We start from the raw sequence: 21,187 nt of genomic DNA on the forward strand, positions 1-21,187 counted from the left end.
CGCAGGCCGCGTCGGGGAACAGCTAGCGGCTCGAATAGTCGCGGATAAAGGCGAACACCGCATCCGGATCGTTCAAATCCAGCACCGGCAACGACGTCATCGCCGCGGTGCCCGCGACATCTTCGCTAGCCACCGCCACCACCCCCGGTACTTCGTCCCACAGCGGCGCACGCCCCAGCCCGGGCCGGAACACCTCCAGCTTTGGAAAATCGCTGCGCTTGTAGCCCTCCACCAGCACCAGGTCGGTGTCGGCCGGCAGCACCGCCAGCGCGTCGTCCAGCTCGGGCGAAGGCACTGCCTCGGGATAGTGTCGCATCAACGTCAGGTGGCGCGCGCCGACCAGCACCACGTTGGCGCAGCCGGCCTCGCGCATGCGCCAGGAGTCCTTGCCTGGCGTGTCGGGATCGAAGCCGTGGTGGGTGTGCTTGACGCCGGCCACGCGCACGCCGGCGGCGACAAAGCGGGGGATCAGCTGGTCGAGCAGCGTGGTTTTGCCGCTGCCGGACGAGCCGGTGATGCCGAATACCTTCACGATCGGATCCGTGGGGGGCGCGTCGATGATGGCAACGACGATAGCAGAGATCCGCCCACATGTGCACGGGGCGCCTTCCGGACAGCATTCTGTCCGATAATCTCGGCATGTCACGGATATCCCACTCCGAGCGGCCGCATGTGACCGCCGCTGGCACTGCCGAAAACACTGCCGACGGGCAACGCCATCGCATGCTGCGCTGGACATGGCGCCGCGGCAAGCCGACCAGCGGCAACACCGTGCGCCTGCTGCACGGCGGCCAGGACTTCTTTCCCGCGCTGATCGAAGCGATCGACCAGGCCGCTTTCCAGGTAGTGCTGGAAACCTACATCTATGCCGACGACGACATTGGCCGCGCCGTCAGCGAAGCGCTGGTACGTGCCGCCGCGCGCGGCGTCTCGGTTCGCGTCACCGTCGACGGCTTCGGCGCCGGCGACATGCCCGCCGCCATGGCCGAGCGCCTGAGCGCGGGCGGCGTACAGCTGCGCGTCTACCGCAAGCTGCACGGCTTCCGGCTGGCCCGGCGCCACCTGCGCCGGCTGCACCGCAAGCTGGCGGTGATCGACGGGCAGGTGGCCTTCGTCGGAGGCATCAACATCATCGACGACCTCAACCACGGCCCGTTCGAAGGCACCAACCTGGGACCGCGCTACGACTTCGCGGTGCAGGTCAGCGGCCCGCTGGTGGACCGCATCGCTCTGACCGCCGAACGGCTCTGGTGGCGCCTGGCGCTGCGCGACACGTACGGCAGCGGCCGCGCCGCAGCGGTGGCCGACTACCCGCTGCTGACCGACCTGCCACCCCGTGCCGAGCCCAGCGGCGGCGTGCGCGCCGCGCTGCTGCTGCGCGACAACCTGCGCAACCGCCGCACCATCGAACGCGAATACCTGCGCGCGCTCGGCGCCGCGCGCCATGATGTGATCCTGGCCAACGCCTACTTCCTGCCCGGCCACAAGATGCGCCGCGCGCTGCTGGCCTGCCGCGCGCGCGGCGTGCGCGTGCGGCTGCTGCTGCAGGGCATGGTCGAATACCGGCTGCAGCACTACGCTACGCACGCGCTCTATGCCTCCCTGCTGGAAGCCGGCGTGGAGATCTACGAGTACGCAGAGAGCTTCCTGCACGCCAAGGTCGGCGTGGTCGACGAAGCGTGGGCCACCGTGGGTTCGAGCAATATGGACCCGTTCAGCCTGCTGCTGGCGCGCGAAGCCAACGTGGCCGTTTATGATGCTGCCTTTGCCGCGGAACTGCGCACGGCGCTGGAAAGCGCCATTGCGCACCGCAGCGTGCGCGTCATGCCGGAAGCCCATGCACGGCGCTCGCCGCTGCACCGGCTGGCGAACTGGACCGCGTACATGCTGCTGCGGCTCGGCGTGATCATCGCCGGCGTCACGGGGCGCTACTGAAACGATTGCCACTGTGCGTTTGCTGCCATGCGGCAACGCACGGCTTGCGAGCCGTTGCGTCGCCTTGCGTGACGGGCATGCTGCATTGCGGCCCATTTAGAAACACGGGTCTAATTAAAAGCTTGAAGGTCGACTGCTGCGCCAGAATAATCTGAACGACCGTTCTTTTTTGGCTTAGACTGCGTGCATTCGCGGTATGCAGCGGCAAATTCGCCAGCGTCCGCAAACAAAATGCAACGTCAGGGTCATACGCACAGGCCGCAGCAGGGCCTTTGCAGAACGGAGAAATAACATGCGACACCAGTCAGCCCGTCTCGAATCCGCCGCCGCCTCCCCCGCGCCCATGCGCAAGGGTGAAATGACGCGCGTGGCAATTCTGGATGCCGCACTGGAACTGTCGTCCCGCGACGGGCTTGAGGGTCTGACCATCGGCCTGCTCGCGGAACGGATGCAGATGAGCAAGAGCGGCGTCTTCGCGCACTTCGGTTCGCGCGAAGACCTGCAGGTGGAGGTGGTGCGGGAGTATCACCGCAGGTTCGAGCAGGAGGTGTTCTACCCCTCGCTGCAGGAGCCGCGCGGACTGCCCCGGCTGTGGTCGATGGTGCGGCGCTGGATGGAGAAGCGCATCCAGGAAGTGACGACTGGATGTATCTACATCAGCGGCGCCGTGGAGTACGACGACCGTACCGGCAGCCTGGTGCGTGACGAGCTGGTCAAGAGCGTCACCATCTGGCGGGCAGCGCTGAATCGCGCCATCGACCAGGCCAAGGAAGAGGGGCATTTGCGTGCGGATTGCGATCCGCGCCTGATGCTGTTCGAGATGTATAGCCTTGAACTAGGCTTGCATCATGACGCCCGTTTCCTGCGCCTGCCTGACAGTGCCGAGCTTGCCATGGTCGCGCTCAACAAACTGATTCAGTCTTACCGTACCTGAGGCCGTCGGGTCGGACCGGATCGCGACAAGCGAGGCGGGCGGCGTGGCGGCATCGTATAACTCCAAGGAGTCTCTGATGGGCCAGTACACCGCACCGTTGCGCGACATGCAGTTCGTGCTCCATGAACTGCTCGGCGCCGAAGCCGAACTCAAGGCGATGCCGCCGCACGCGGACATCGACGCGGACACCATCAACCAGGTCATCGAGGAAGCCGGCAAGTTCTGCTCGGACGTGGTGTTCCCGCTCAACCAGGTGGGCGACCGCGAGGGCTGCACCTATGTCGGCGACGGCGTGGTCAAGGCCCCCACCGGCTTCAAGGAAGCCTACCAGCAGTACGTCGAGGCCGGCTGGCCGGCGCTGGCGTGCGACCCGGCCTTCGGTGGCCAGGGTCTGCCGATCGTGGTCAACAACGTGGTCTACGAGATGCTGAACTCGGCCAACCAGGCGTGGACCATGTACCCGGGCCTGTCGCACGGCGCCTATGAGGCGCTGCATGCGCACGGCACGCCGGAGTTGCAGCAGGCCTACCTGCCCAAGCTGGTGTCCGGCGTCTGGACCGGCACCATGTGCCTGACCGAGCCGCATTGCGGCACCGACCTGGGCATCCTGCGCACCAGGGCCGAGCCGCAGGCCGACGGCTCCTATCTGATCACCGGCACCAAGATCTTCATCTCCGCCGGCGAGCACGACCTGGCCGAAAACATCATCCACCTGGTGCTGGCCCGCCTGCCGGACGCGCCCGGCGGCACCAAGGGCATCTCGCTGTTCGTGGTGCCCAAGTTCATCCCCGATGCCAGCGGCAACCCGGGCGAGCGCAACGGCATCCAGTGCGGCTCGATCGAGCACAAGATGGGCATCCACGGCAACGCCACCTGCGTGATGAACCTGGACGGCGCGCGCGGCTGGCTGGTGGGCGAGGCCAACAAGGGCCTGAACGCCATGTTCGTGATGATGAACGCCGCGCGCCTGGGCGTGGGCGCGCAGGGCCTGGGCCTGACCGAGGTGGCGTACCAGAACTCGGTCGCCTACGCCAAGGACCGCCTGCAGATGCGCGCGCTGACCGGCCCGAAGGCGCCGGAAAAGGCCGCCGACCCGATCATCGTGCACCCCGACGTGCGCCGCATGCTGCTGACCCAGCGCGCCTACGCCGAAGGCGGCCGCGCCTTCAGCTACTGGACCGCGCTGCAGATCGACCGCGAACTGTCGCACCCGGACGAAGCCGTGCGCAAGCAGGCCGGCGACCTGGTCGCGCTGCTGACGCCGGTGATCAAGGCCTTCCTGACCGACAACGCCTTCACCTCGACCAACGAAGGCATGCAGGTGTTCGGCGGCCACGGCTACATCTCCGAATGGGGCATGGAGCAATACGTGCGCGACGCCCGCATCAACATGATCTACGAAGGCACCAACACGATCCAGTCGCTGGACCTGCTGGGCCGCAAGATCCTGGGCGACATGGGCGCCAAGATGAAGGCCTTCGGCAAGATCGTGCAAGAGTTCGTGGAAGCAGAGGGCACCAACGAAGCCATGCAGGAGTTCGTCAACCCGCTGGCCGACCTGGGCGACAAGGTGCAGAAGCTGACCATGGAAATCGGCATGAAGGCGATGGGCAACGCCGACGAGGTAGGCGCTGCCGCGGTGCCATACCTGCGCGTGGTGGGCCACCTGGTGTTCTCGTACTTCTGGGCGCGGATGGCCAAGATCGCGCTGGAGAAGGAAGCCAGCGGCGACAAATTCTACACCGCCAAGCTGGCTACGGCGCGCTTCTACTTTGCCAAGCTGCTGCCGGAAACGGCCGGCGAGATCCGCAAGGCGCGCGCGGGTTCGGCTTCGCTGATGGCGCTGGACGCGGATTTGTTCTGATTCGTTGAGGCGGCTTTCCATGCCGCCGGTCTGCTCCCTCTCCCGCTCGCGGGAGAGGAGAGAACGCCGACCGCCAACGCAAGAGCCCGCAAAAACTCTCACCTCAACGCTCACTAATCCAGGAGCGAGCATGTCCAATTTCATCGTCAAGAAAGTCGCCGTGCTGGGTGCCGGCGTCATGGGGGCGCAGATCGCCGCCCACCTGATCAACGCGCGCGTGCCCGTGGTGCTGTTCGACCTTCCCGCGAACGACAAGGACGGGGGAGGGGCCCCGTCCGCTTCCCCGGTCGCGAAGAACGGCATCGCCCTGCGTGCCATCGAGAACCTGAAGAAGCTGTCGCCCGCGCCGCTGGGCATCAAGGACGAAGCCGGCCTGATCCAGGCGGCCAACTACGAAGACGACATCGCGCTGCTCAAGGAGTGCGACCTGGTGATCGAGGCGATCGCCGAGCGCATGGACTGGAAGCACGACCTGTACAAGAAGGTCGCGCCGCACCTGGCTTCGCACGCGATCTTCGCCACCAACACCTCGGGCCTGTCGATCACCGCGCTGTCCGATGGGTTAGGCGGGGAAAATGCGGACAACCTGAAGTCGCGCTTCTGCGGCGTCCACTTCTTCAACCCGCCGCGCTACATGCACCTGGTCGAGCTGATCCCGACCGCGACCACGCAGCCGGAGATCCTCGACAAGCTGGAAGCCTTCCTGACCACCACGCTCGGCAAGGGCGTGGTGCGCGCCAAGGACACGCCCAACTTCATCGCCAACCGCGTCGGCATCTTTTCGATCCTGGCGGTGTTCGCCGAGGCCGAGAAATTCGGCATTCCGTTCGACGTGGTCGACGACCTGACCGGCTCCAAGCTGGGCCGCGCCAAGTCCGCCACCTTCCGCACCGCGGACGTGGTCGGCCTGGACACCATGGCGCACGTGATCAAGACCATGCAGGACAATTTGCACGACGACCCGTTCGCGCCGGTGTACAAGACGCCGGCCGTGCTCAAAGGCCTGGTCGATGCTGGCGCGCTGGGCCAGAAGACCGGCGCCGGCTTCTACAAGAAGGAAGGCAAGGCCATCAAGGTGCTGGACGCCAAGACCGGCCAGTATGTCGAGTCGGGCAAGAAGGCCGACGAGATCGTGGTGCGCATGCTGAAGAAGGAGCCGGCCGAGCGCATCAGGCTGCTGCGCGAGTCGACCAACCCGCAGGCGCAGTTCCTGTGGGCGGTGTTCCGCGACGTGTTCCACTACATCGCCGTGTACCTGGAGCAGATCGCCGGCTCGGCCGCCGATATCGACCTGGCGATCCGCTGGGGCTTCGGCTGGAACTCCGGACCGTTCGAGGACTGGCAGTCGGCCGGCTGGAAGCAGGTGGCCGAGTGGGTGAAGGAAGACGTGGAAAGCGGCAAGGCGCTGTCGGCCGCGCCGCTGCCGGCATGGGTCTTTGAAGGCCCTGTCGCCGAGCGCCAGGGCGTGCATGCCGCCGAAGGTTCGTGGTCGCCGGCGACGCAGTCGTTCGTCGCGCGCAGCACGCTGCCGGTGTACCAGCGCCAGGCGTTCCGTGCCGCGCTGAAGGGCGATGCCGCCGCCGATCCGCGCAAGGCGGGCCGCACCGTCGAGGAGAACGACGCCGTGCGCATCTGGGTCAGCGAAGGCCAGGACGACGTGCTGGTGGTCTCGTTCAAGAGCAAGATGAACACCATCGGCCCGGACGTGATCGACGGCCTGACCCGCGCCATCGACCTCGCCGAAGCGCAGTACAAGGGCCTGGTGGTGTGGCAGCCGACTTCGCTGCAACTCGGCGCGCCGGGCGGCCCGTTCTCGGCGGGCGCCAACCTGGAGGCGGCGATGCCGGCCTTCATGATGGGCGGCGCCAAGGGCATCGAGCCGTTCGTGAAGAAGTTCCAGGACGGCATGATGCGCGTGAAGTACGCGTCGGTGCCGGTGGTGTCGGCGGCGTCCGGCATCGCGCTGGGCGGCGGTTGCGAGCTGATGCTGCATTCCGCTGCACGCGTGGCCGCGCTGGAGACGTATGTCGGTTTGGTCGAAGTGGGCGTGGGCCTGGTTCCGGCCGGAGGCGGCCTGAAGGAAGCCGCGCTGGCCGCGGCACGCGCCGCCCAGGCGGCAGGCAGCACCAACTACCTGCAATTCCTGACCAGCCGCTTCCAGAGCGCGGCAATGGCCAAGGTCTCCGCATCGGCGCTGGAAGCGCGCCAGATGGGCTACCTGCAGCCGTCCGACAGGATCGTCTTCAACGTGCACGAGCTGCTGCACGTGGCGCAGAACGAAGTGCGCGCACTGGCCGATGCCGGCTACCGTGCGCCGCTGCCGGCGCTGATCCCGGTGGCTGGCCGCTCGGGCATCGCCACCATCAAGGCGTCGCTGGTCAATATGCGCGACGGCGGCTTTATCTCCGCGCATGACTTCCTGATCGCCTCCCGCATCGCCGAAGTGGTATGCGGCGGCGACGTCGAGGCCGGCTCGCTGGTCAGCGAAGACTGGCTGCTGGCGCTGGAGCGCAAGGCCTTCGTCGACCTGCTGGGCACGGGCAAGACGCAGGAGCGCATCATGGGCATGCTGCAGACCGGCAAGCCGGTGCGTAACTAATCAGGCAAGCGAGGAACCGACATCATGAAACAACTGCAAGACGCATACATCGTTGCGGCCACCCGCTCGCCGATCGGCAAGGCCCCCAAGGGCGCGTTCAAGAACACGCGCCCGGACGACCTGCTGGCCACCATCCTGAAGGCCGCCGTGGCCCAGGTGCCGGATCTGGACCCGAAGCTGATCGAGGACGCCATTGTCGGCTGCGCCATTCCTGAAGCGCAGCAGGGCCTGAACGTGGCGCGTATCGGCGCGCTGCTGTCGGGCCTGCCCAATACCGTGGGCGGCATCACCGTCAACCGCTTCTGCGCCTCGGGCGTGAGCGCCGTGGCGATGGCGGCCGACCGCATCCGCGTGGGCGAGTCGGACGTGATGATCGCCGCCGGCATCGAGTCGATGAGCATGGTGCCGATGATGGGCAACTCGCCGTCGATGTCGCCGGACATCTTTACGCGCGACGAGAACGTGGGCATTGCCTATGGCATGGGCCTGACCGCCGAGAAGGTGGCGCAGCAGTGGAAGGTCAGCCGCGAGGACCAGGATGCGTTCTCGCTGGCTTCGCACCAGAAGGCCATCGCGGCGCAGCAGGCCGGCGAGTTCAAGGACGAGATCACGCCGATCGAGATCGTCGAGCGCTTCCCCGACCTCGCCAGCGGCCAGGTCAGCGTGAAGACCCGCACCATCTCGCTGGACGAAGGCCCACGTCCCGACACCACGCTGGAAGGCCTCGGCAAGCTGCGCCCCGTGTTTGCCAACAAGGGCAGCGTCACCGCCGGCAACAGCTCGCAGACCTCGGACGGCGCCGGCGCGCTGATCCTGGTTTCGGAGAAGATCCTCAAGCAGTTCAACCTGGTGCCGCTGGCGCGCTTCGTCTCGTTCGCGGTGCGCGGCGTGCCGCCAGAGATCATGGGCATCGGCCCGAAGGAAGCGATCCCGGCCGCGCTGAAGGCGGCGGGCCTGACGCAGGACCAGATCGACTGGATCGAGCTGAACGAAGCGTTCGCCGCGCAATCGCTGGCCGTGATGCGCGACCTGGATCTCGATCCCGCCAGGGTCAACCGCATGGGCGGCGCGATCGCGCTGGGCCACCCGCTGGGTGCCACCGGTGCGATCCGCTCGGCCACAGTGGTGCACGCGCTGCGCCGCCACAACCTGAAGTACGGCATGGTAACCATGTGCGTCGGCACGGGCATGGGCGCCGCAGGGATCTTCGAGCGCGTCTGATTGCCACAGCCACCAAAGAACGAGGAGATCATGAGCATCCTTACCCGCATCGAGCAGGGCATCCTGACGCTCGAGTTCGACCGCATCGACAAGAAAAACGCCATCACCGCGGCGATGTACCAGGCGCTGGCCGACGCACTGCGTGCGGCCGAGACCGATCGCAATGTGCGCGTGATCCTGCTGCGCGGCAAGCCCGAGATCTTTACCGCCGGCAATGACCTGGAAGATTTCATGCAACGCCCGCCGACTGCAGGCGAGGGCGCGGAACAGGCGCCGGTGTTCCAGTTCCTGTACCAGATCAGCCATGCCAGCAAGCCTGTCGTTGCGGCGGTCAGCGGCGCGGCGGTCGGCGTGGGCACCACCATGCTGCTGCATTGCGACTTCGTCTATGCGTCGGACACAGCCAGGCTGTCGCTGCCGTTCGTGCAGCTGGGACTGTGCCCCGAGGCGGCCTCGAGCCTGCTGCTGCCGCGCCTGGTCGGCTACCAGCGCGCCGCCGAGAAGCTGATGCTGGGCGAGGCCTTCAGTGCGCAGGAAGCGCTGGAGATCGGCCTGGTGACGCGCGTGCTGCCGGTGGCGGAACTGCACGACTTCGCGCTGCAGCAGGCGCGCAAGCTGGCGGCGCTGCCGGCTTCGTCGCTGCGCGAGAGCAAGCGCCTGATGAAATCGGGCGCGATGGCCGAAGTGGAAAAACAGATGGCCGACGAGGGCGAGGTGTTCCGGCGCATGCTGGTGGCGCCGGAGGCGAAGGAGGCGTTCAGCGCGTTCTTTGAGAAGCGGAAACCGGATTTTACGAAGTTCGAGTGAGGGGCCGAGGGACTTTCCTCTACCCCATTCTTTCTCCCCTCCCGCTTGCGGGAGAGGGGAGAAAACCCGCGACGGTCGTTGCCTTCAAGCCGTCGGCAACACCCGCGGCTGCCGCGACTCATCCGTCGCCACATACGTCAACGTCGCCTCCGTCACCTTGACGATCTCATTGCTATGCCGCATCCGCTGCGCATAGACCTCCACCTCGACCGTGATCGAGGTGCGGCCCGTCTTGACGATATCGGCGTAGAAGCTCACCAGGTCGCCGACGAACACCGGGTGCTTGAACAGGAAGGAATTGACCGCCACGGTCGCGACACGGCCTTGCGCGCGTTCGACCGCCGGGATCGACCCCGCAATATCCACCTGCGCCATGATCCAGCCGCCGAATACGTCGCCGTGCACGTTGGCGTCGGCAGGCATCGGCACCACGCGCAGCGCGGGGTTCTTGCCGGCGGGCAGGGCGGGGACGGTATGGGGAGTGTTCATGACGGTATGCGGGTGGACTTCCGAAGGGGGCGCGGGCCGCGGCGAAAAACCCTTCGCCTGCCGCGCGATGCGATTCCTGCGACAATCGCGCATTGGCCCGGATTCTAACGTATGCGCCGCTATTCCACGACCGCCGAGCAGGCCCCCGACCCAGCCTCGGTCAAGCTCTTTCCCGGCCAGCGCGCCCCCCGCAGCGACTGGCAGACTGTCCGCAACCTGCTGCCCTATGTCTGGCACTACAAGTGGCGCGTGATGCTGGCGCTCGCGTGCCTGGTGGCGGCCAAGGTGGCCAACCTGGGCGTGCCGGTGCTAATGAAGCGCCTGATCGACAGCATGAATATCACCGCGGGCGACCCGCGCGCGCTGCTGGTGGTGCCGGTCGGGCTGATCGTCGCCTACGGCATGTTGCGGCTGTCGGCGACGCTGTTCACCGAGTTGCGGGAGATCCTCTTTTCCAAGGTCACGCAGAGCGCCGTGCGCGAGATCGCGCTGCAGGTGTTCCGCCACCTGCATGCGCTGTCGCTGCGCTTCCACCTGGACCGGCAGACCGGCGGCATGAGCCGCGACATCGAGCGCGGCACGCGCGGCATCCAGTCGCTGATCTCGTACTCGCTGTATAGCATCCTGCCCACGCTGGTGGAGATGGGGCTGGTGATCGGCTTCTTCATCCTGCACTACGACATCTGGTTTGCGGCGATCACCGGCTGCGCGCTGGTCAGCTATATCGTCTTCACCATCGTCGTGACGGAATGGCGCACGCACTTCCGCCGCAAGATGAACGAGCTGGATTCACGCGCCAACCAGAAGGCGATCGATTCGCTGCTGAACTTCGAGACCGTCAAGTACTTCGGCAATGAGGAATACGAAGCCCGGCGCTACGACGAGAACCTGCTCAATTACCGCGCCGCGGCGATCCGCTCGCAGAATTCGCTGTCGTTCCTGAACTTCGGCCAGCAGGTCATCATCGCCGCTGGGCTGATCCTGATCCTGTGGCGCGCCACCGTGGGCGTTGTCGACGGCAAGCTGACGCTGGGCGACCTGGTGCTGGTCAACACGCTGATGATCCAGCTTTATATCCCGCTGAACTTCCTCGGCGTGATCTACCGCGAGATCAAGCAGGCCACCACCGACATGGACCGGATGTTCGTGCTGCTGGGCACGCACCAGGAAGTGGCGGATTCGCCCGGCGCGCAACCGCTCAAGGTCAACGGCGCGCAGGTGCGGTTCCGCGACGTGCGCTTCGGCTACGAGCCGGACCGCACGATCCTGGACGGCGTCGATTTCAATATCGCGGCAGGCACCACCACCGCGGTGGTCGGCCACAGCGGCTCGGGCAAGTCGACGCTGGCGCGGCTGCTGTTCCGCTTCTATGACGCCAACAGCGGCGCGATCGAGATTGACGGCCAGGACATCCGCGCGATCACGCAGGACAGCCTGCGCCGCGCCATCGGCATCGTGCCGCAGGACACGGTGCTGTTCAACGACAGCATCTATTACAACATCGCCTACGGGCGCCCGGACGCGACGCGCGAGGAAGTCATCGCCGCGGCGCAGGCGGCGCAGATCGACACCTTTATCCGCGAGCTGCCGCAGGGCTACGACACGCCGGTGGGCGAGCGCGGCCTGAAGCTGTCCGGCGGCGAGAAGCAGCGCGTGGCGATCGCGCGCACGCTGCTGAAGAATCCGCCGGTACTGGTCTTCGATGAAGCCACCTCCGCGCTCGATTCACGCACCGAGCAGGCGATCCAGGCCGAGCTGATGCGGCTGGCGCAGAACCGCACCACGCTGCTGATCGCGCACCGCCTTTCCACCGTGGTGCATGCCGACCAGATCCTGGTGATGGACCACGGCCGCGTGGTCGAGCGCGGCACGCATGCCGAACTGATGCGCGCGCGCGGCCGCTATGCGGAGATGTGGGACATCCAGGCCCGCGCGGCGGCAAAGGGTGGCGAGGCGGAGCGCAGCGCGGATGCCCTTGCGGTGGACGTGGGCGACGCCACGCAGGACGCGTAACGACGCAAGCGTAGCGCCGGCAGGCCGGCGAAGCCACGTGACGGCGCCCGTGCCGCTGGTGGATAATCCTGCGTCATGGAAATCAAATGGCTTGAAGACTTCGTCAGCCTGGCCGAGACGCACAGCTTCTCGCGCTCGGCCGAGCTGCGCCACGTGACGCAGCCCGCTTTCTCCCGGCGCATCCAGTCGCTGGAGGCATGGGTCGGGACCGAACTGATCGACCGCTCCAGCTACCCCACCAGCCTGACGTCTGCCGGCAAGGTGTTCTACGAGCAGGCGCTGGCCATGCTGGCGCAGGTCAGCGAAACCCGTGCGCTGATGCGCGGGCAGCGCTCGGCCAACGCGCAGGTGCTGGAGTTCGCGGTGCCGCATACGCTGTCGCTTACGTTCTTTCCGGAATGGCTCAAGGCGCTGGAACGCAAGATCGGCACGCTGCCGTGCCGGCTGCGCGCGCTCAACGTCCATGATGCGGTGCTGATGCTGGTCGAGGGCGGCTGCGACCTGGTGATGGTCTACCACCATGCGCGCCAGGCCATCCAGCTCGATCCGGCGCGGTACGACATGCTGGTGCTCGGTACCGAGCGGCTGTCGCCGTACAGCGTGCCGGATGCCGCCGGCAAGCCGCAGTTCCGGCTGCCCGGGACCGACAAGAAACCGGTGCCGTTCCTGAGCTACACCCCCAATGCCTTCCTCGGGCGCATGGTCGACCTGCTGCTGTCGGATACCGCCGAAGCGCTCAAGCTCGACAAATGCTACGAGACCGACATGGCCGAGGCGCTCAAGGTCATGGCGCTGTCCGGCCACGGCATGGCGTTCCTGCCGGAGAGCGCGGTGCGCGAGGAGGTGGCGCAGGGCAAGCTGGTGCGGGCGGAGTCGGCGCGCGGCTTGCCGTTGTCGATCGACATGGAGATACGCTTGTATCGCGAGAAACCCGGGGAGAACGGCGGCGAGCGGCGCGGTGCGGGGGCACGGCGCAAGCGGCAGCTGGTGGACCAGGTGTGGTCGACCTTGTCGGAAGGCTGACACGCACCGGAACACAACGTTGACAAGTCATCCTCAAGGGTTATGCGAGTCTTGCATAACCGGATGAGCAAACGGCATTGGATTCCGGCGGGCCGCCAAGCCTAAGCTTGCGGCCATCCTCCACCCCGGAACCATCCGATGTCCTCCGCAGCACCGACCAACATTGCTGGCCAAAAGCACGCACTCCCGTCCTACCTCAACGCCGACAACCTCGGCCCCTGGGGCATCTACCTGCAGCAAGTCGACCGTGTCACGCCCTACCTGGGCTCGCTGGCACGCTGGGTCGAAACCCTGAAGCGCCCCAAGCGCGCGCTGGTCGTTGACGTTCCCATCGAGCTGGACAATGGCACCATCGCCCACTTCGAGGGCTATCGCGTACAGCACAACCTGTCGCGCGGCCCGGGCAAGGGCGGCGTGCGTTTCCACCAGGACGTGACGCTGTCGGAAGTGATGGCGCTGTCGGCATGGATGTCGGTGAAGAACGCCGCGGTGAACGTGCCCTACGGCGGTGCCAAGGGCGGCATCCGCGTCGACCCGCGCACGCTGTCGCACGCCGAGCTGGAGCGCCTGACGCGCCGCTACACCAGCGAAATCAATATCATCATCGGGCCGAGCAAGGACATCCCGGCGCCGGACGTCAACACCAACGCCCAGGTGATGGCATGGATGATGGACACCTACTCGATGAACTCGGGCAGCACCTCCACCGGCGTGGTGACCGGCAAGCCGATCTCGCTGGGCGGCTCGCTGGGCCGCCACGAGGCGACCGGCCGCGGTGTGTTCGTGGTGGGCTCGGAGGCCGCGCGTAATATCGGCCTGGAAATCAAGGGCGCGAGCGTCGCCGTGCAGGGCTTCGGCAACGTGGGCGCCGTGGCCGCCAAGCTGTTCCATGAGGCCGGCGCCAAGGTGGTGGCGGTGCAGGACCACCGCACCACGCTGTTCGACCCGGCCGGCCTGGACGTGCCGGCGATGATGGAGTACGCGGCGCACAGCGGCACCATCGAGGGCTTCCGCGGCGAAGTCCTGCGTACCGAGCAGTTCTGGGAAGTCGACTGCGACATCCTGATCCCGGCCGCGCTGGAAGGCCAGATCACCGCCAGGAACGCGCCGCTGATCAAGGCGCGCCTGGTGATCGAGGGCGCCAACGGCCCGACCACCCCGGAAGCCGACGATATCCTGCGCGAGCGCAATATCCTGGTGGCGCCGGACGTGATCGCCAACGCCGGCGGGGTGACCGTTTCCTACTTCGAATGGGTGCAGGATTTCTCCTCGTTCTTCTGGACCGAAGAGGAAATCAACCAGCGCCTGGTACGAATCATGCAAGAGGCGTTCCGCGCAATCTGGCAGGTGGCGCAGGACAACAAGGTAACGTTGCGCACGGCGGCGTTTATCGTGGCCTGCTCGCGGATCCTGCAGGCGCGCGAAATGCGCGGCCTGTATCCCTGATCGCAGGGCACCGGTGAACCGGAACGAGGCGCGTGGCACTGGCATGGTGCGATGCAGCAACCGATCCGGTTCCCAAGGTTCATGACCGCCAGACGCGGTCTCCGGCAAGCGCCGGAGACCGCGTTGTCGTATCCGGACGACGTGCGCACCGATTGCCCTGAATAAGGGTTCTAGGAGAAAACCCAGTTGTATTGCGGCGGATGCTGCGCAATACTGTTTCACCAGAGGGGGTTTTGTCTCTAGAATCCCGCTTTCTCTTCTATGGTCAAGGAGATGTTATGAATTTTGCCAAGTTGGCTTCCCTGATGATTGCCGCCGGCGTGATGTGCGGAACGGCCCAGGCAGCCGAACAACTGACGGGCACGCTGAAGAAGATCAAAGATACCGGCGTGATTACGCTTGGCGTGCGCGAGTCGTCGATTCCGTTTAATTACAACCTGGGCGGCGTGCGCCAGGTCGGCTATTCCTACGATATCAACATGAAGATCGTGGAAGCCATCAAGGACCAGCTGAAGCTGCCGAACCTGCAGGTCAAGGAAATCCCGATCACCTCGCAGAACCGCATCCCGCTGCTGCAGAACGGCACCATCGACATGGAGTGCGGTTCGACCACCAATAACCTGGAACGCCAGAAGCAGGTCGCCTTCACCAACTCCATCTTCATCATCGGCACGCGCATCATGGTGAAGAAGGATGCCGGCATCAAGGACTGGGCCGACCTGAAGGGCAAGAACGTCGTCACCACCGCCGGCACCACGTCGGAGCGCCTGCTGCGCAAGATGAACGACGACCAGAAGCTGGGCCTGAACATCATCAGCACCAAGGACCACGGCCAGTCGTTCCTGACGCTGGAATCGGGCCGCGCGGTGGCATTCATGATGGACGACGCGCTGCTGTATGGCGAGCGCGCCAAGGCCAAGAACCCGGCCGACTGGATCGTGGTGGGCAAGGCGCAGTCGCGCGAGTCGTATGGCTGCATGATCCGCAAGGACGACCCGCAGTTCAAGAAGCTGTCCGACACCGTGATCTCCGGCATGATGAAGGACGGTTCGGTCAACACGCTGTACACCAAGTGGTTCATGCAACCGGTTCCGCCCAAGGGCCTGAACCTGGACTTCCCGCTGTCCGACGACATGAAGGCCCTGATCAAGGCGCCGAACGACAAGGCGCTGGACTGATCTGATCGGGACAGCAGTGCGAAACGGAAGGCATGTCCTTCCGTTTCTTTTTGAGGACGCAACATGAACTACAACTGGCATTGGGGAGTTTTCCTCGAACAGGCCGCCCAGAACGAGACCTACCTGGACTGGATGATCTCGGGTCTCAAGGTCACGCTCGCGCTGGGGCTTTCGTCCTGGGTCATTGCCCTGGCCATCGGCTCGGTGCTTGGCGTGCTGCGCACCGCGCCCAACAAGTGGCTGTCGGGTTTTGCCGCCACCTACGTCGAGATCTTCCGCAACATCCCGCTGCTGGTGCAGCTGTTCATCTGGTATTTCGTCATGCCCGAGCTGCTGCCCGGCGGCGAGGCGATCAAGCAGATGAACCCCTTCGCGCAGCAGTTCCTGGCCGCGATGCTGTGCCTGGGCACCTTCACCGCCGCGCGGGTGTGCGAACAGGTGCGCTCGGGCATCAACTCGCTGGCGCGCGGGCAAAAGAACGCGGGCCTGGCGATGGGCTTCACGCTGCCGCAGACGTACCGCCATGTGCTGCTGCCGATGGCATTCCGCGTGATCGTGCCGCCGCTGACCTCCGAATTCCTGAATATCTTCAAGAACTCGGCGGTGGCATCGACCATCGGCCTGCTGGAACTGGCCGCGCAGGGGCGCCAGCTGGTGGACTACACCGCGCGCCCATATGAATCGTTCATCGCGGTCACGCTGATGTACGCGCTGATCAACGTCACGGTGATGCTGCTGATGCGCTGGGTCGAGGCCCGCACGCGCGTGCCCGGCTTCATCGGCGGCAAGTAAGGGGGCGCCATGGCTTATTCCTTCGATTTCACCTCGATCAACCCGAGCACGCTGCACGTGCTGGGCGAGGGCATGATGGTCTCGCTCAAGATCACCGTCACCGCGGTGGTAGTGGGCATCATCTGGGGCACCATCCTGGCGATGATGCGGCTGTCGTCATTCCGGCTGCTGAACTGGTTCGCACAGGGGTATGTGACCATCTTCCGCTCCATCCCGCTGGTGATGGTGCTGTTGTGGTTCTTCCTGATCATCCCGCAGGTGCTGCAGGGCATCTTCAACCTGTCGCCAGCGACCGACCTGCGCATGACCTCGGCGCTGGTGGCGTTCGCGCTGTTCGAGGCGGCGTACTACTCAGAGATCATCCGCGCGGGGATCCAGAGCGTGTCGCGCGGGCAGATGTTCGCGGCGCAGGCGCTGGGCATGACCTACGGGCAGTCGATGCGGCTTGTGATCCTGCCGCAGGCGTTCCGCAACATGGTGCCGCTGCTGCTGACCCAGGGCATCATCCTGTTCCAGGATACGTCGCTGGTGTACGTGAGCGCGCTGGCTGACTTCTTCGGCCAGGCCTACGGCATCGGCGAGCGCGACGGGCGTATCGTCGAGCTGCTGCTGTTTGCCGGCCTGGTGTACTTCATCATTTGTTTCTCCGCTTCGCTGCTGGTCAAGCGTTACCAGAAAAAGGTGGCTGTATGATCGAAATCAACAATGTTTCCAAGTGGTACGGCTCCTTCCAGGTGCTGACCGACTGCACCACCAAGGTTGCCAAGGGTGAAGTGGTGGTGGTGTGCGGCCCGTCGGGCTCGGGCAAGTCCACGCTGATCAAGACCGTCAACGCGCTGGAGCCATTCCAGAAGGGCGACATCCTGGTCGACGGTACCTCGGTGGGCAATCCCAAGACCAACCTGCCCAAGCTGCGTTCGCGCGTGGGCATGGTGTTCCAGAACTTCGAGCTGTTTCCGCACCTGTCGATCACCGAGAACCTGACCATCGCGCAGATGAAGGTGCTTGGCCGTTCGAAGGACGAGGCGATGGCCAAGGGCCTGAAGTACCTCGAGCGCGTGGGCCTGAAGAGCCAGGCTGAGAAGTACCCCGGCCAGCTGTCGGGCGGCCAGCAGCAGCGCGTGGCGATCGCGCGCGCGCTGTCGATGGATCCGATCTGCATGCTGTTCGACGAACCTACCTCGGCGCTGGACCCCGAGATGGTCAACGAAGTGCTGGACGTGATGGTGCAGCTGGCGCAGGAAGGCATGACCATGATGTGCGTGACCCACGAAATGGGTTTCGCGCGCAAGGTGGCCAACCGCGTGATCTTCATGGACCAGGGCAAGATCGTCGAAGACGCCGACAAGGAGGAGTTCTTCGGCAATATCGAAGCCCGTTCGGAGCGTGCGCGGCAGTTCCTGTCGAAGATCCTGCATCATTGAGCGGACCGCCAGCCATGTGAAAAAGGGACGCCTCGGCGTCCCTTTTTCATTTGTGTGCCGGATGGCTCAGGTGCAGGCCGCTCAGGTACAGGCTGTATTGGCGGCGTTCTTGGCCTGGACTTCGGGCGGGATCGGCACGGTCAGCGTCATCACCGGACGCCCGTGCTCGAACATGATCAGCTCGCCCGGGGCGAACTGGGTCCAGGTCTCGTTGTCGGTCAGCGGGGCGGTGGCGATCACGGCAACACGGTCGTCCGGCGTGGTTACCTGGGCAAAATCGATCGACAGGTCCGCATCGATCAGGTGCGCGGTCGAGAACGGCCACTCCCGCACAATGTAGTACAGGCGGGTAGAGCAGTGGGCAAACAGGGCCTGGCCGTTGCTCAGCAGGAAATTGAACACGCCATGCAGCGTGATATCGCGTGTGATGTCGGCCAGCGCATGGCCCAGTTCATTCAGCGGCGGTTGCGAGCCCGGGAAGCGCTTGCGCAGGCCCTGCATCAGCGTGCAGAAGGCCAGTTCGCTGTCGGTATCGCCCACCGGCTGGTACACGCCCGACAGGAACGGGGAAAAGTTCAGCAGGTCGCCGTTGTGGGCAAAGATCCAGTGCCGGCCCCATAGCTCGCGCATGAACGGGTGGCAGTTCTCCAGCAGCACCGTGCCCTGCGTCGCCTTGCGGATATGCGAGATGACGTTCTTGGACTTGATCGGGTAGCGCTTGATCAGGTCGGCCACCGGCGAGGTGCCGGCGGACTGGTTGTCGATAAACAGGCGGCAGGCCTTGTCTTCAAAGAAGGCAACACCGAAGCCGTCGGCGTGGTGGTCGGTCACGCCGCCGCGGGCGGCGAAGCCGGTGAAGGAGAACGTCACGTCGGTCGGCGTGGCGCAGTTCATGCCTAGCAACTGGCACATATCGGGGCACCGGTCGGCAGCGGGCTGCCGCTTTGCAATAGAATGCAGACATTATCCCGCGCGCCCGGGCCGCTGCCAAGCAACCCGCGGGCGCTCCAGTACGGTGCCAATGACGCCAGCCATGGCGCCACCATACCTGCCAGCAATCCCGAGAACGATGAGCCAATACAAGATCGCCGTGATTCCCGGAGACGGAATCGGCACGGAAGTCATGCCCGAGGGCATACGCGTGATGGACGCCGCGGCGCGCCGCTTCGGCATCGACTTCCAGTGGGATCACTTTGACTTTTCCAGCTGCGACTACTACGCCCGCCACGGCAAGATGCTGCCCGACGACTGGTTCGACACGCTGGTCAAGTACGACGCCATCTATTTCGGCGCGGTCGGCTGGCCCGATGCGGTGCCCGACCACGTCTCGCTGTGGGGTTCGCTGCTGCAGTTCCGCCGCTCTTTCGACCAGTACGTCAACCTGCGCCCGGTGCGGCTGATGCCCGGCATCAGGAGCCCGCTGGCGGGCCGCAATCCTGGCGACATCGATTTCTATGTGGTGCGCGAGAATACCGAGGGCGAGTACTCCAGCATCGGTGGCCGCATGTTCCCCGGCACCGAGCGCGAGATCGTGGTGCAGGAAACGGTGATGAGCCGCACCGGCGTCGACCGTATCCTGAAGTTTGCCTTCGAGCTGGCCCAGAAGCGGCCTAAAAAGCACCTGACATCGGCGACCAAGTCCAACGGCATCTCAATCACGATGCCGTACTGGGATGAGCGAGTCGAGGCAATGGCTGCGAACTACCCCGGCCTGAAGGTCGACAAGTACCACATCGACATCCTGACCGCCCATTTCGTCCAGCATCCGGACTGGTTCGACGTGGTGGTCGCCAGCAACCTGTTCGGCGACATCCTGTCCGACCTGGGACCGGCCTGCACCGGCACCATCGGCATCGCGCCGTCGGGCAATATCAACCCCGACCGGACCTTCCCCAGCCTGTTCGAGCCGGTGCACGGCTCGGCCCCGGACATCGCCGGGCGCGGCGTGGCCAACCCGATCGGCCAGATCTGGTGCGGCGCCATGATGCTGGAACACCTCGGCCATGACGAGGCCGGCGCCGCCGTGCTGGGCGCGATCGAGAAGGTGCTGGCCGCCGGGCCGGAGCACGCGCCGCTGACGCGCGATATCGGCGGCAAGGCCGGTACTGCCGACCTGGGCCGCGCCATCGCGGAGGCGCTGTGAGCGCCGCGTGCGCGGGGGACGCCCGCGCACTGCTGCTCGAGACCTTCCACGCCGCCGTGGCGGCGGCCGATCCGCTGCAGATCGTCGCGCAGCACCTGCCACCGCCGCACGCCGGTGGCCGCACGCTGGTGGTGGGCGCGGGCAAGGCTGCGGCGTCGATGGCCGCGGCGGTCGAGCGCGCCTATGCCGGCAAGGCCACGCTGGAAGGGCTGGTGGTCACGCGCTACGCGCACGGCATGCCGACCGGCCATATCCGCGTGATCGAGGCCGGCCACCCGGTGCCGGACGAGTCGGGCGAGCAGGCCGCGGCGGAGATCCTGGCCGCGGTGCAGTCGCTGACGCCGCAAGACCGGCTGCTGGTGCTGGTCTCGGGCGGCGGCTCGAGCCTGCTGTCGCTGCCGGCCGAGGGTATCCCGATGGCCGACTTGAAGGCGACCACCAGGGAATTGCTGCGCTGTGGCGCGCCGATCACCGACATGAACATCGTGCGCAAGCACATCTCGCGCATCCAGGGCGGTCGGCTGGCGCAGGCCAGCCAGGCGCCGGTGACCACGCTGATCGTCTCGGACGTGGCGGGCGACGATCCCAGTGCGATCGCCTCGGGCCCGACCGTGGCCGATCCCAGCACCTTCAACGACGCGCTGGAGATCCTGCGCCGCTACGGCGCGCGGGTGCCGGCCAGCGTGCAGTCGCACCTGGAACGGGGCGCGCGGGGCGAGGTGCCGGAGACGCCCAAGCCCGGCGATCCCTTGTTCGATCGTGTCGACAACGCCATGATCGCCACCGCCCACGGCAGCCTCGAAGCCGCTGCCGCGCTGTTCCGCCAACGGGGCATCACCCCGGTAGTACTGGGCGACACGGTGACGGGTGAGGCGAGCGAAGTGGCGCGGGTCTATGCCGCGCTGGTGCGCGAGATTCGCGCGTACAATGCGCCGTTCGCCACGCCCGTGGCGCTGATTTCCGGAGGTGAGTGCACGGTCACTTTGCCGGCCGGCGGCGGCGCGGGCAAGGCGCGCGGCGGGCGCTGCTCGGAGTTTCTGCTGTCGCTGGCGGTCGAACTGGCAGGCATGCCCGGCGTGCACGCGATCGCGGCCGACACCGACGGCATCGATGGCTCGGAAGACAACGCCGGCGCGCTGGCCGACCCGACCACGCTGGCTCGTGCCGAAGCCGCCGGCCTGCCGGGCCAGCGCCAGCTCGACCTGCACGACGCCTGGGGCCTGTTCGATGCCATCGGCGACCTGGTTGTCACCGGACCCACGCGCACCAACGTGAACGATTACCGCGCCATCCTGATTCTCTGATCCTGAAAAAGTGCC

18 protein-coding genes are annotated in these 21,187 nt (G+C 65.8%); 15 read left to right on the top strand and 3 right to left on the bottom strand.

The window, feature by feature from the left end:
- Positions 1-22 precede the first annotated feature (22 nt).
- Positions 23-532, bottom strand: a complete 510-nt coding sequence (mobB, locus tag E1J61_RS08850; protein ID WP_133093706.1) for a molybdopterin-guanine dinucleotide biosynthesis protein B — start codon at positions 530-532, stop codon at positions 23-25.
- A gap of 107 nt (positions 533-639) precedes the next feature.
- Between mobB and clsB the strand changes: the two genes are divergently transcribed.
- The 6 genes from clsB to E1J61_RS08880 all read left to right on the top strand — a co-directional run bounded on the left by clsB (position 640) and on the right by E1J61_RS08880 (position 9,360).
- Positions 640-1,935, top strand: a complete 1,296-nt coding sequence (gene clsB, locus E1J61_RS08855) for a cardiolipin synthase ClsB (RefSeq protein WP_371703340.1) — start codon at positions 640-642, stop codon at positions 1,933-1,935.
- Between the two features lie 343 nt (positions 1,936-2,278).
- Complete coding sequence (locus tag E1J61_RS08860; RefSeq protein WP_063236773.1) at positions 2,279-2,869, top strand: TetR/AcrR family transcriptional regulator; 591 nt, start codon at positions 2,279-2,281, stop codon at positions 2,867-2,869.
- Between the two features lie 76 nt (positions 2,870-2,945).
- Positions 2,946-4,733 (top strand): acyl-CoA dehydrogenase C-terminal domain-containing protein, encoded by a 1,788-nt coding sequence (locus tag E1J61_RS08865; protein ID WP_133093708.1) that lies wholly within the window; start codon positions 2,946-2,948, stop codon positions 4,731-4,733.
- 130 nt (positions 4,734-4,863) lie between these two features.
- Positions 4,864-7,332, top strand: a complete 2,469-nt coding sequence (locus E1J61_RS08870; protein WP_133093709.1) for a 3-hydroxyacyl-CoA dehydrogenase/enoyl-CoA hydratase family protein — start codon at positions 4,864-4,866, stop codon at positions 7,330-7,332.
- A 21-nt stretch (positions 7,333-7,353) separates the two neighbouring features.
- Positions 7,354-8,553 carry an acetyl-CoA C-acyltransferase gene (locus tag E1J61_RS08875; protein WP_133093710.1) on the top strand — a complete coding sequence of 400 codons (1,200 nt, stop codon included), beginning with the start codon at positions 7,354-7,356 and terminating at the stop codon, positions 8,551-8,553.
- 30 nt (positions 8,554-8,583) lie between these two features.
- Positions 8,584-9,360 (top strand): enoyl-CoA hydratase, encoded by a 777-nt coding sequence (locus tag E1J61_RS08880; protein WP_133093711.1) that lies wholly within the window; start codon positions 8,584-8,586, stop codon positions 9,358-9,360.
- A gap of 84 nt (positions 9,361-9,444) precedes the next feature.
- Here the strand turns inward: E1J61_RS08880 and E1J61_RS08885 are convergent, their stop codons facing one another.
- Complete coding sequence (locus E1J61_RS08885) at positions 9,445-9,849, bottom strand: acyl-CoA thioesterase (protein ID WP_133093712.1); 405 nt, start codon at positions 9,847-9,849, stop codon at positions 9,445-9,447.
- Positions 9,850-9,960: 111 nt separating this feature from the next.
- Between E1J61_RS08885 and E1J61_RS08890 the strand changes: the two genes are divergently transcribed.
- The 7 genes from E1J61_RS08890 (at position 9,961) to E1J61_RS08920 (ending at position 17,725) form a co-directional block, all read left to right on the top strand.
- Positions 9,961-11,862 (top strand): ABC transporter ATP-binding protein/permease, encoded by a 1,902-nt coding sequence (locus E1J61_RS08890; protein WP_133093713.1) that lies wholly within the window; start codon positions 9,961-9,963, stop codon positions 11,860-11,862.
- A 75-nt stretch (positions 11,863-11,937) separates the two neighbouring features.
- The gene (locus tag E1J61_RS08895; protein WP_133093714.1) at positions 11,938-12,885 is read left to right on the top strand and encodes a LysR substrate-binding domain-containing protein; all 948 of its coding nucleotides are present in this window, start codon (positions 11,938-11,940) and stop codon (positions 12,883-12,885) included.
- 138 nt (positions 12,886-13,023) lie between these two features.
- The gene (locus E1J61_RS08900) at positions 13,024-14,331 is read left to right on the top strand and encodes a Glu/Leu/Phe/Val dehydrogenase (protein ID WP_133093715.1); all 1,308 of its coding nucleotides are present in this window, start codon (positions 13,024-13,026) and stop codon (positions 14,329-14,331) included.
- Between the two features lie 278 nt (positions 14,332-14,609).
- The gene (locus E1J61_RS08905) at positions 14,610-15,509 is read left to right on the top strand and encodes a glutamate/aspartate ABC transporter substrate-binding protein (protein ID WP_133093716.1); all 900 of its coding nucleotides are present in this window, start codon (positions 14,610-14,612) and stop codon (positions 15,507-15,509) included.
- Positions 15,510-15,572: 63 nt separating this feature from the next.
- Positions 15,573-16,301, top strand: a complete 729-nt coding sequence (locus tag E1J61_RS08910; RefSeq protein ID WP_133093717.1) for an amino acid ABC transporter permease — start codon at positions 15,573-15,575, stop codon at positions 16,299-16,301.
- A gap of 9 nt (positions 16,302-16,310) precedes the next feature.
- Complete coding sequence (gene gltK / locus E1J61_RS08915; protein WP_133093718.1) at positions 16,311-16,994, top strand: glutamate/aspartate ABC transporter permease GltK; 684 nt, start codon at positions 16,311-16,313, stop codon at positions 16,992-16,994.
- On the top strand, positions 16,991-17,725 hold the full coding sequence (locus E1J61_RS08920) for an amino acid ABC transporter ATP-binding protein (RefSeq protein ID WP_029048544.1): 735 nt from the start codon (positions 16,991-16,993) through the stop codon (positions 17,723-17,725). Before gltK ends, E1J61_RS08920 begins: the two co-directional genes overlap by 4 nt.
- Before the next feature lie 81 nt (positions 17,726-17,806).
- On the opposite strand, the gene E1J61_RS08925 is transcribed toward E1J61_RS08920, so the two are convergent.
- Positions 17,807-18,637: a class II glutamine amidotransferase gene (locus E1J61_RS08925; protein ID WP_029048545.1), complete on the bottom strand. Its 831-nt coding sequence runs from the start codon at positions 18,635-18,637 to the stop codon at positions 17,807-17,809.
- Positions 18,638-18,794: 157 nt separating this feature from the next.
- Here E1J61_RS08925 and E1J61_RS08930 point away from each other — a divergent pair, with 157 nt between their 5' ends.
- Together E1J61_RS08930 and E1J61_RS08935 are read left to right on the top strand one after the other, a co-directional pair.
- Positions 18,795-19,868 (top strand): tartrate dehydrogenase, encoded by a 1,074-nt coding sequence (locus E1J61_RS08930; RefSeq protein WP_133093719.1) that lies wholly within the window; start codon positions 18,795-18,797, stop codon positions 19,866-19,868.
- The gene (locus E1J61_RS08935) at positions 19,865-21,172 is read left to right on the top strand and encodes a glycerate kinase (RefSeq protein WP_133093720.1); all 1,308 of its coding nucleotides are present in this window, start codon (positions 19,865-19,867) and stop codon (positions 21,170-21,172) included. The genes E1J61_RS08930 and E1J61_RS08935 overlap by 4 nt, the downstream gene beginning before the upstream one ends.
- Positions 21,173-21,187 lie beyond the last annotated feature (15 nt).

The organism is Cupriavidus sp. L7L (assembly GCF_004353535.1).
Taxonomy (GTDB): domain Bacteria; phylum Pseudomonadota; class Gammaproteobacteria; order Burkholderiales; family Burkholderiaceae; genus Cupriavidus; species Cupriavidus oxalaticus_A.

Bases quoted from the DNA above. Each gene is read 5' to 3' on its own strand.
- clsB (WP_371703340.1), top strand. From the start codon at position 640: ATGTCACGGATATCCCACTCCGAGCGGCCGCATGTGACCGCCGCTGGC.
- E1J61_RS08860 (WP_063236773.1), top strand. From the start codon at position 2,279: ATGCGCAAGGGTGAAATGACGCGCGTGGCAATTCTGGATGCCGCACTG.
- E1J61_RS08865 (WP_133093708.1), top strand. From the start codon at position 2,946: ATGGGCCAGTACACCGCACCGTTGCGCGACATGCAGTTCGTGCTCCAT.
- E1J61_RS08870 (WP_133093709.1), top strand. From the start codon at position 4,864: ATGTCCAATTTCATCGTCAAGAAAGTCGCCGTGCTGGGTGCCGGCGTC.
- E1J61_RS08880 (WP_133093711.1), top strand. From the start codon at position 8,584: ATGAGCATCCTTACCCGCATCGAGCAGGGCATCCTGACGCTCGAGTTC.
- E1J61_RS08885 (WP_133093712.1), bottom strand. From the start codon at position 9,849: ATGAACACTCCCCATACCGTCCCCGCCCTGCCCGCCGGCAAGAACCCC.
- E1J61_RS08890 (WP_133093713.1), top strand. From the start codon at position 9,961: ATGCGCCGCTATTCCACGACCGCCGAGCAGGCCCCCGACCCAGCCTCG.
- E1J61_RS08895 (WP_133093714.1), top strand. From the start codon at position 11,938: ATGGAAATCAAATGGCTTGAAGACTTCGTCAGCCTGGCCGAGACGCAC.
- E1J61_RS08900 (WP_133093715.1), top strand. From the start codon at position 13,024: ATGTCCTCCGCAGCACCGACCAACATTGCTGGCCAAAAGCACGCACTC.
- E1J61_RS08905 (WP_133093716.1), top strand. From the start codon at position 14,610: ATGAATTTTGCCAAGTTGGCTTCCCTGATGATTGCCGCCGGCGTGATG.
- E1J61_RS08910 (WP_133093717.1), top strand. From the start codon at position 15,573: ATGAACTACAACTGGCATTGGGGAGTTTTCCTCGAACAGGCCGCCCAG.
- gltK (WP_133093718.1), top strand. From the start codon at position 16,311: ATGGCTTATTCCTTCGATTTCACCTCGATCAACCCGAGCACGCTGCAC.
- E1J61_RS08920 (WP_029048544.1), top strand. From the start codon at position 16,991: ATGATCGAAATCAACAATGTTTCCAAGTGGTACGGCTCCTTCCAGGTG.
- E1J61_RS08925 (WP_029048545.1), bottom strand. From the start codon at position 18,637: ATGTGCCAGTTGCTAGGCATGAACTGCGCCACGCCGACCGACGTGACG.
- E1J61_RS08930 (WP_133093719.1), top strand. From the start codon at position 18,795: ATGAGCCAATACAAGATCGCCGTGATTCCCGGAGACGGAATCGGCACG.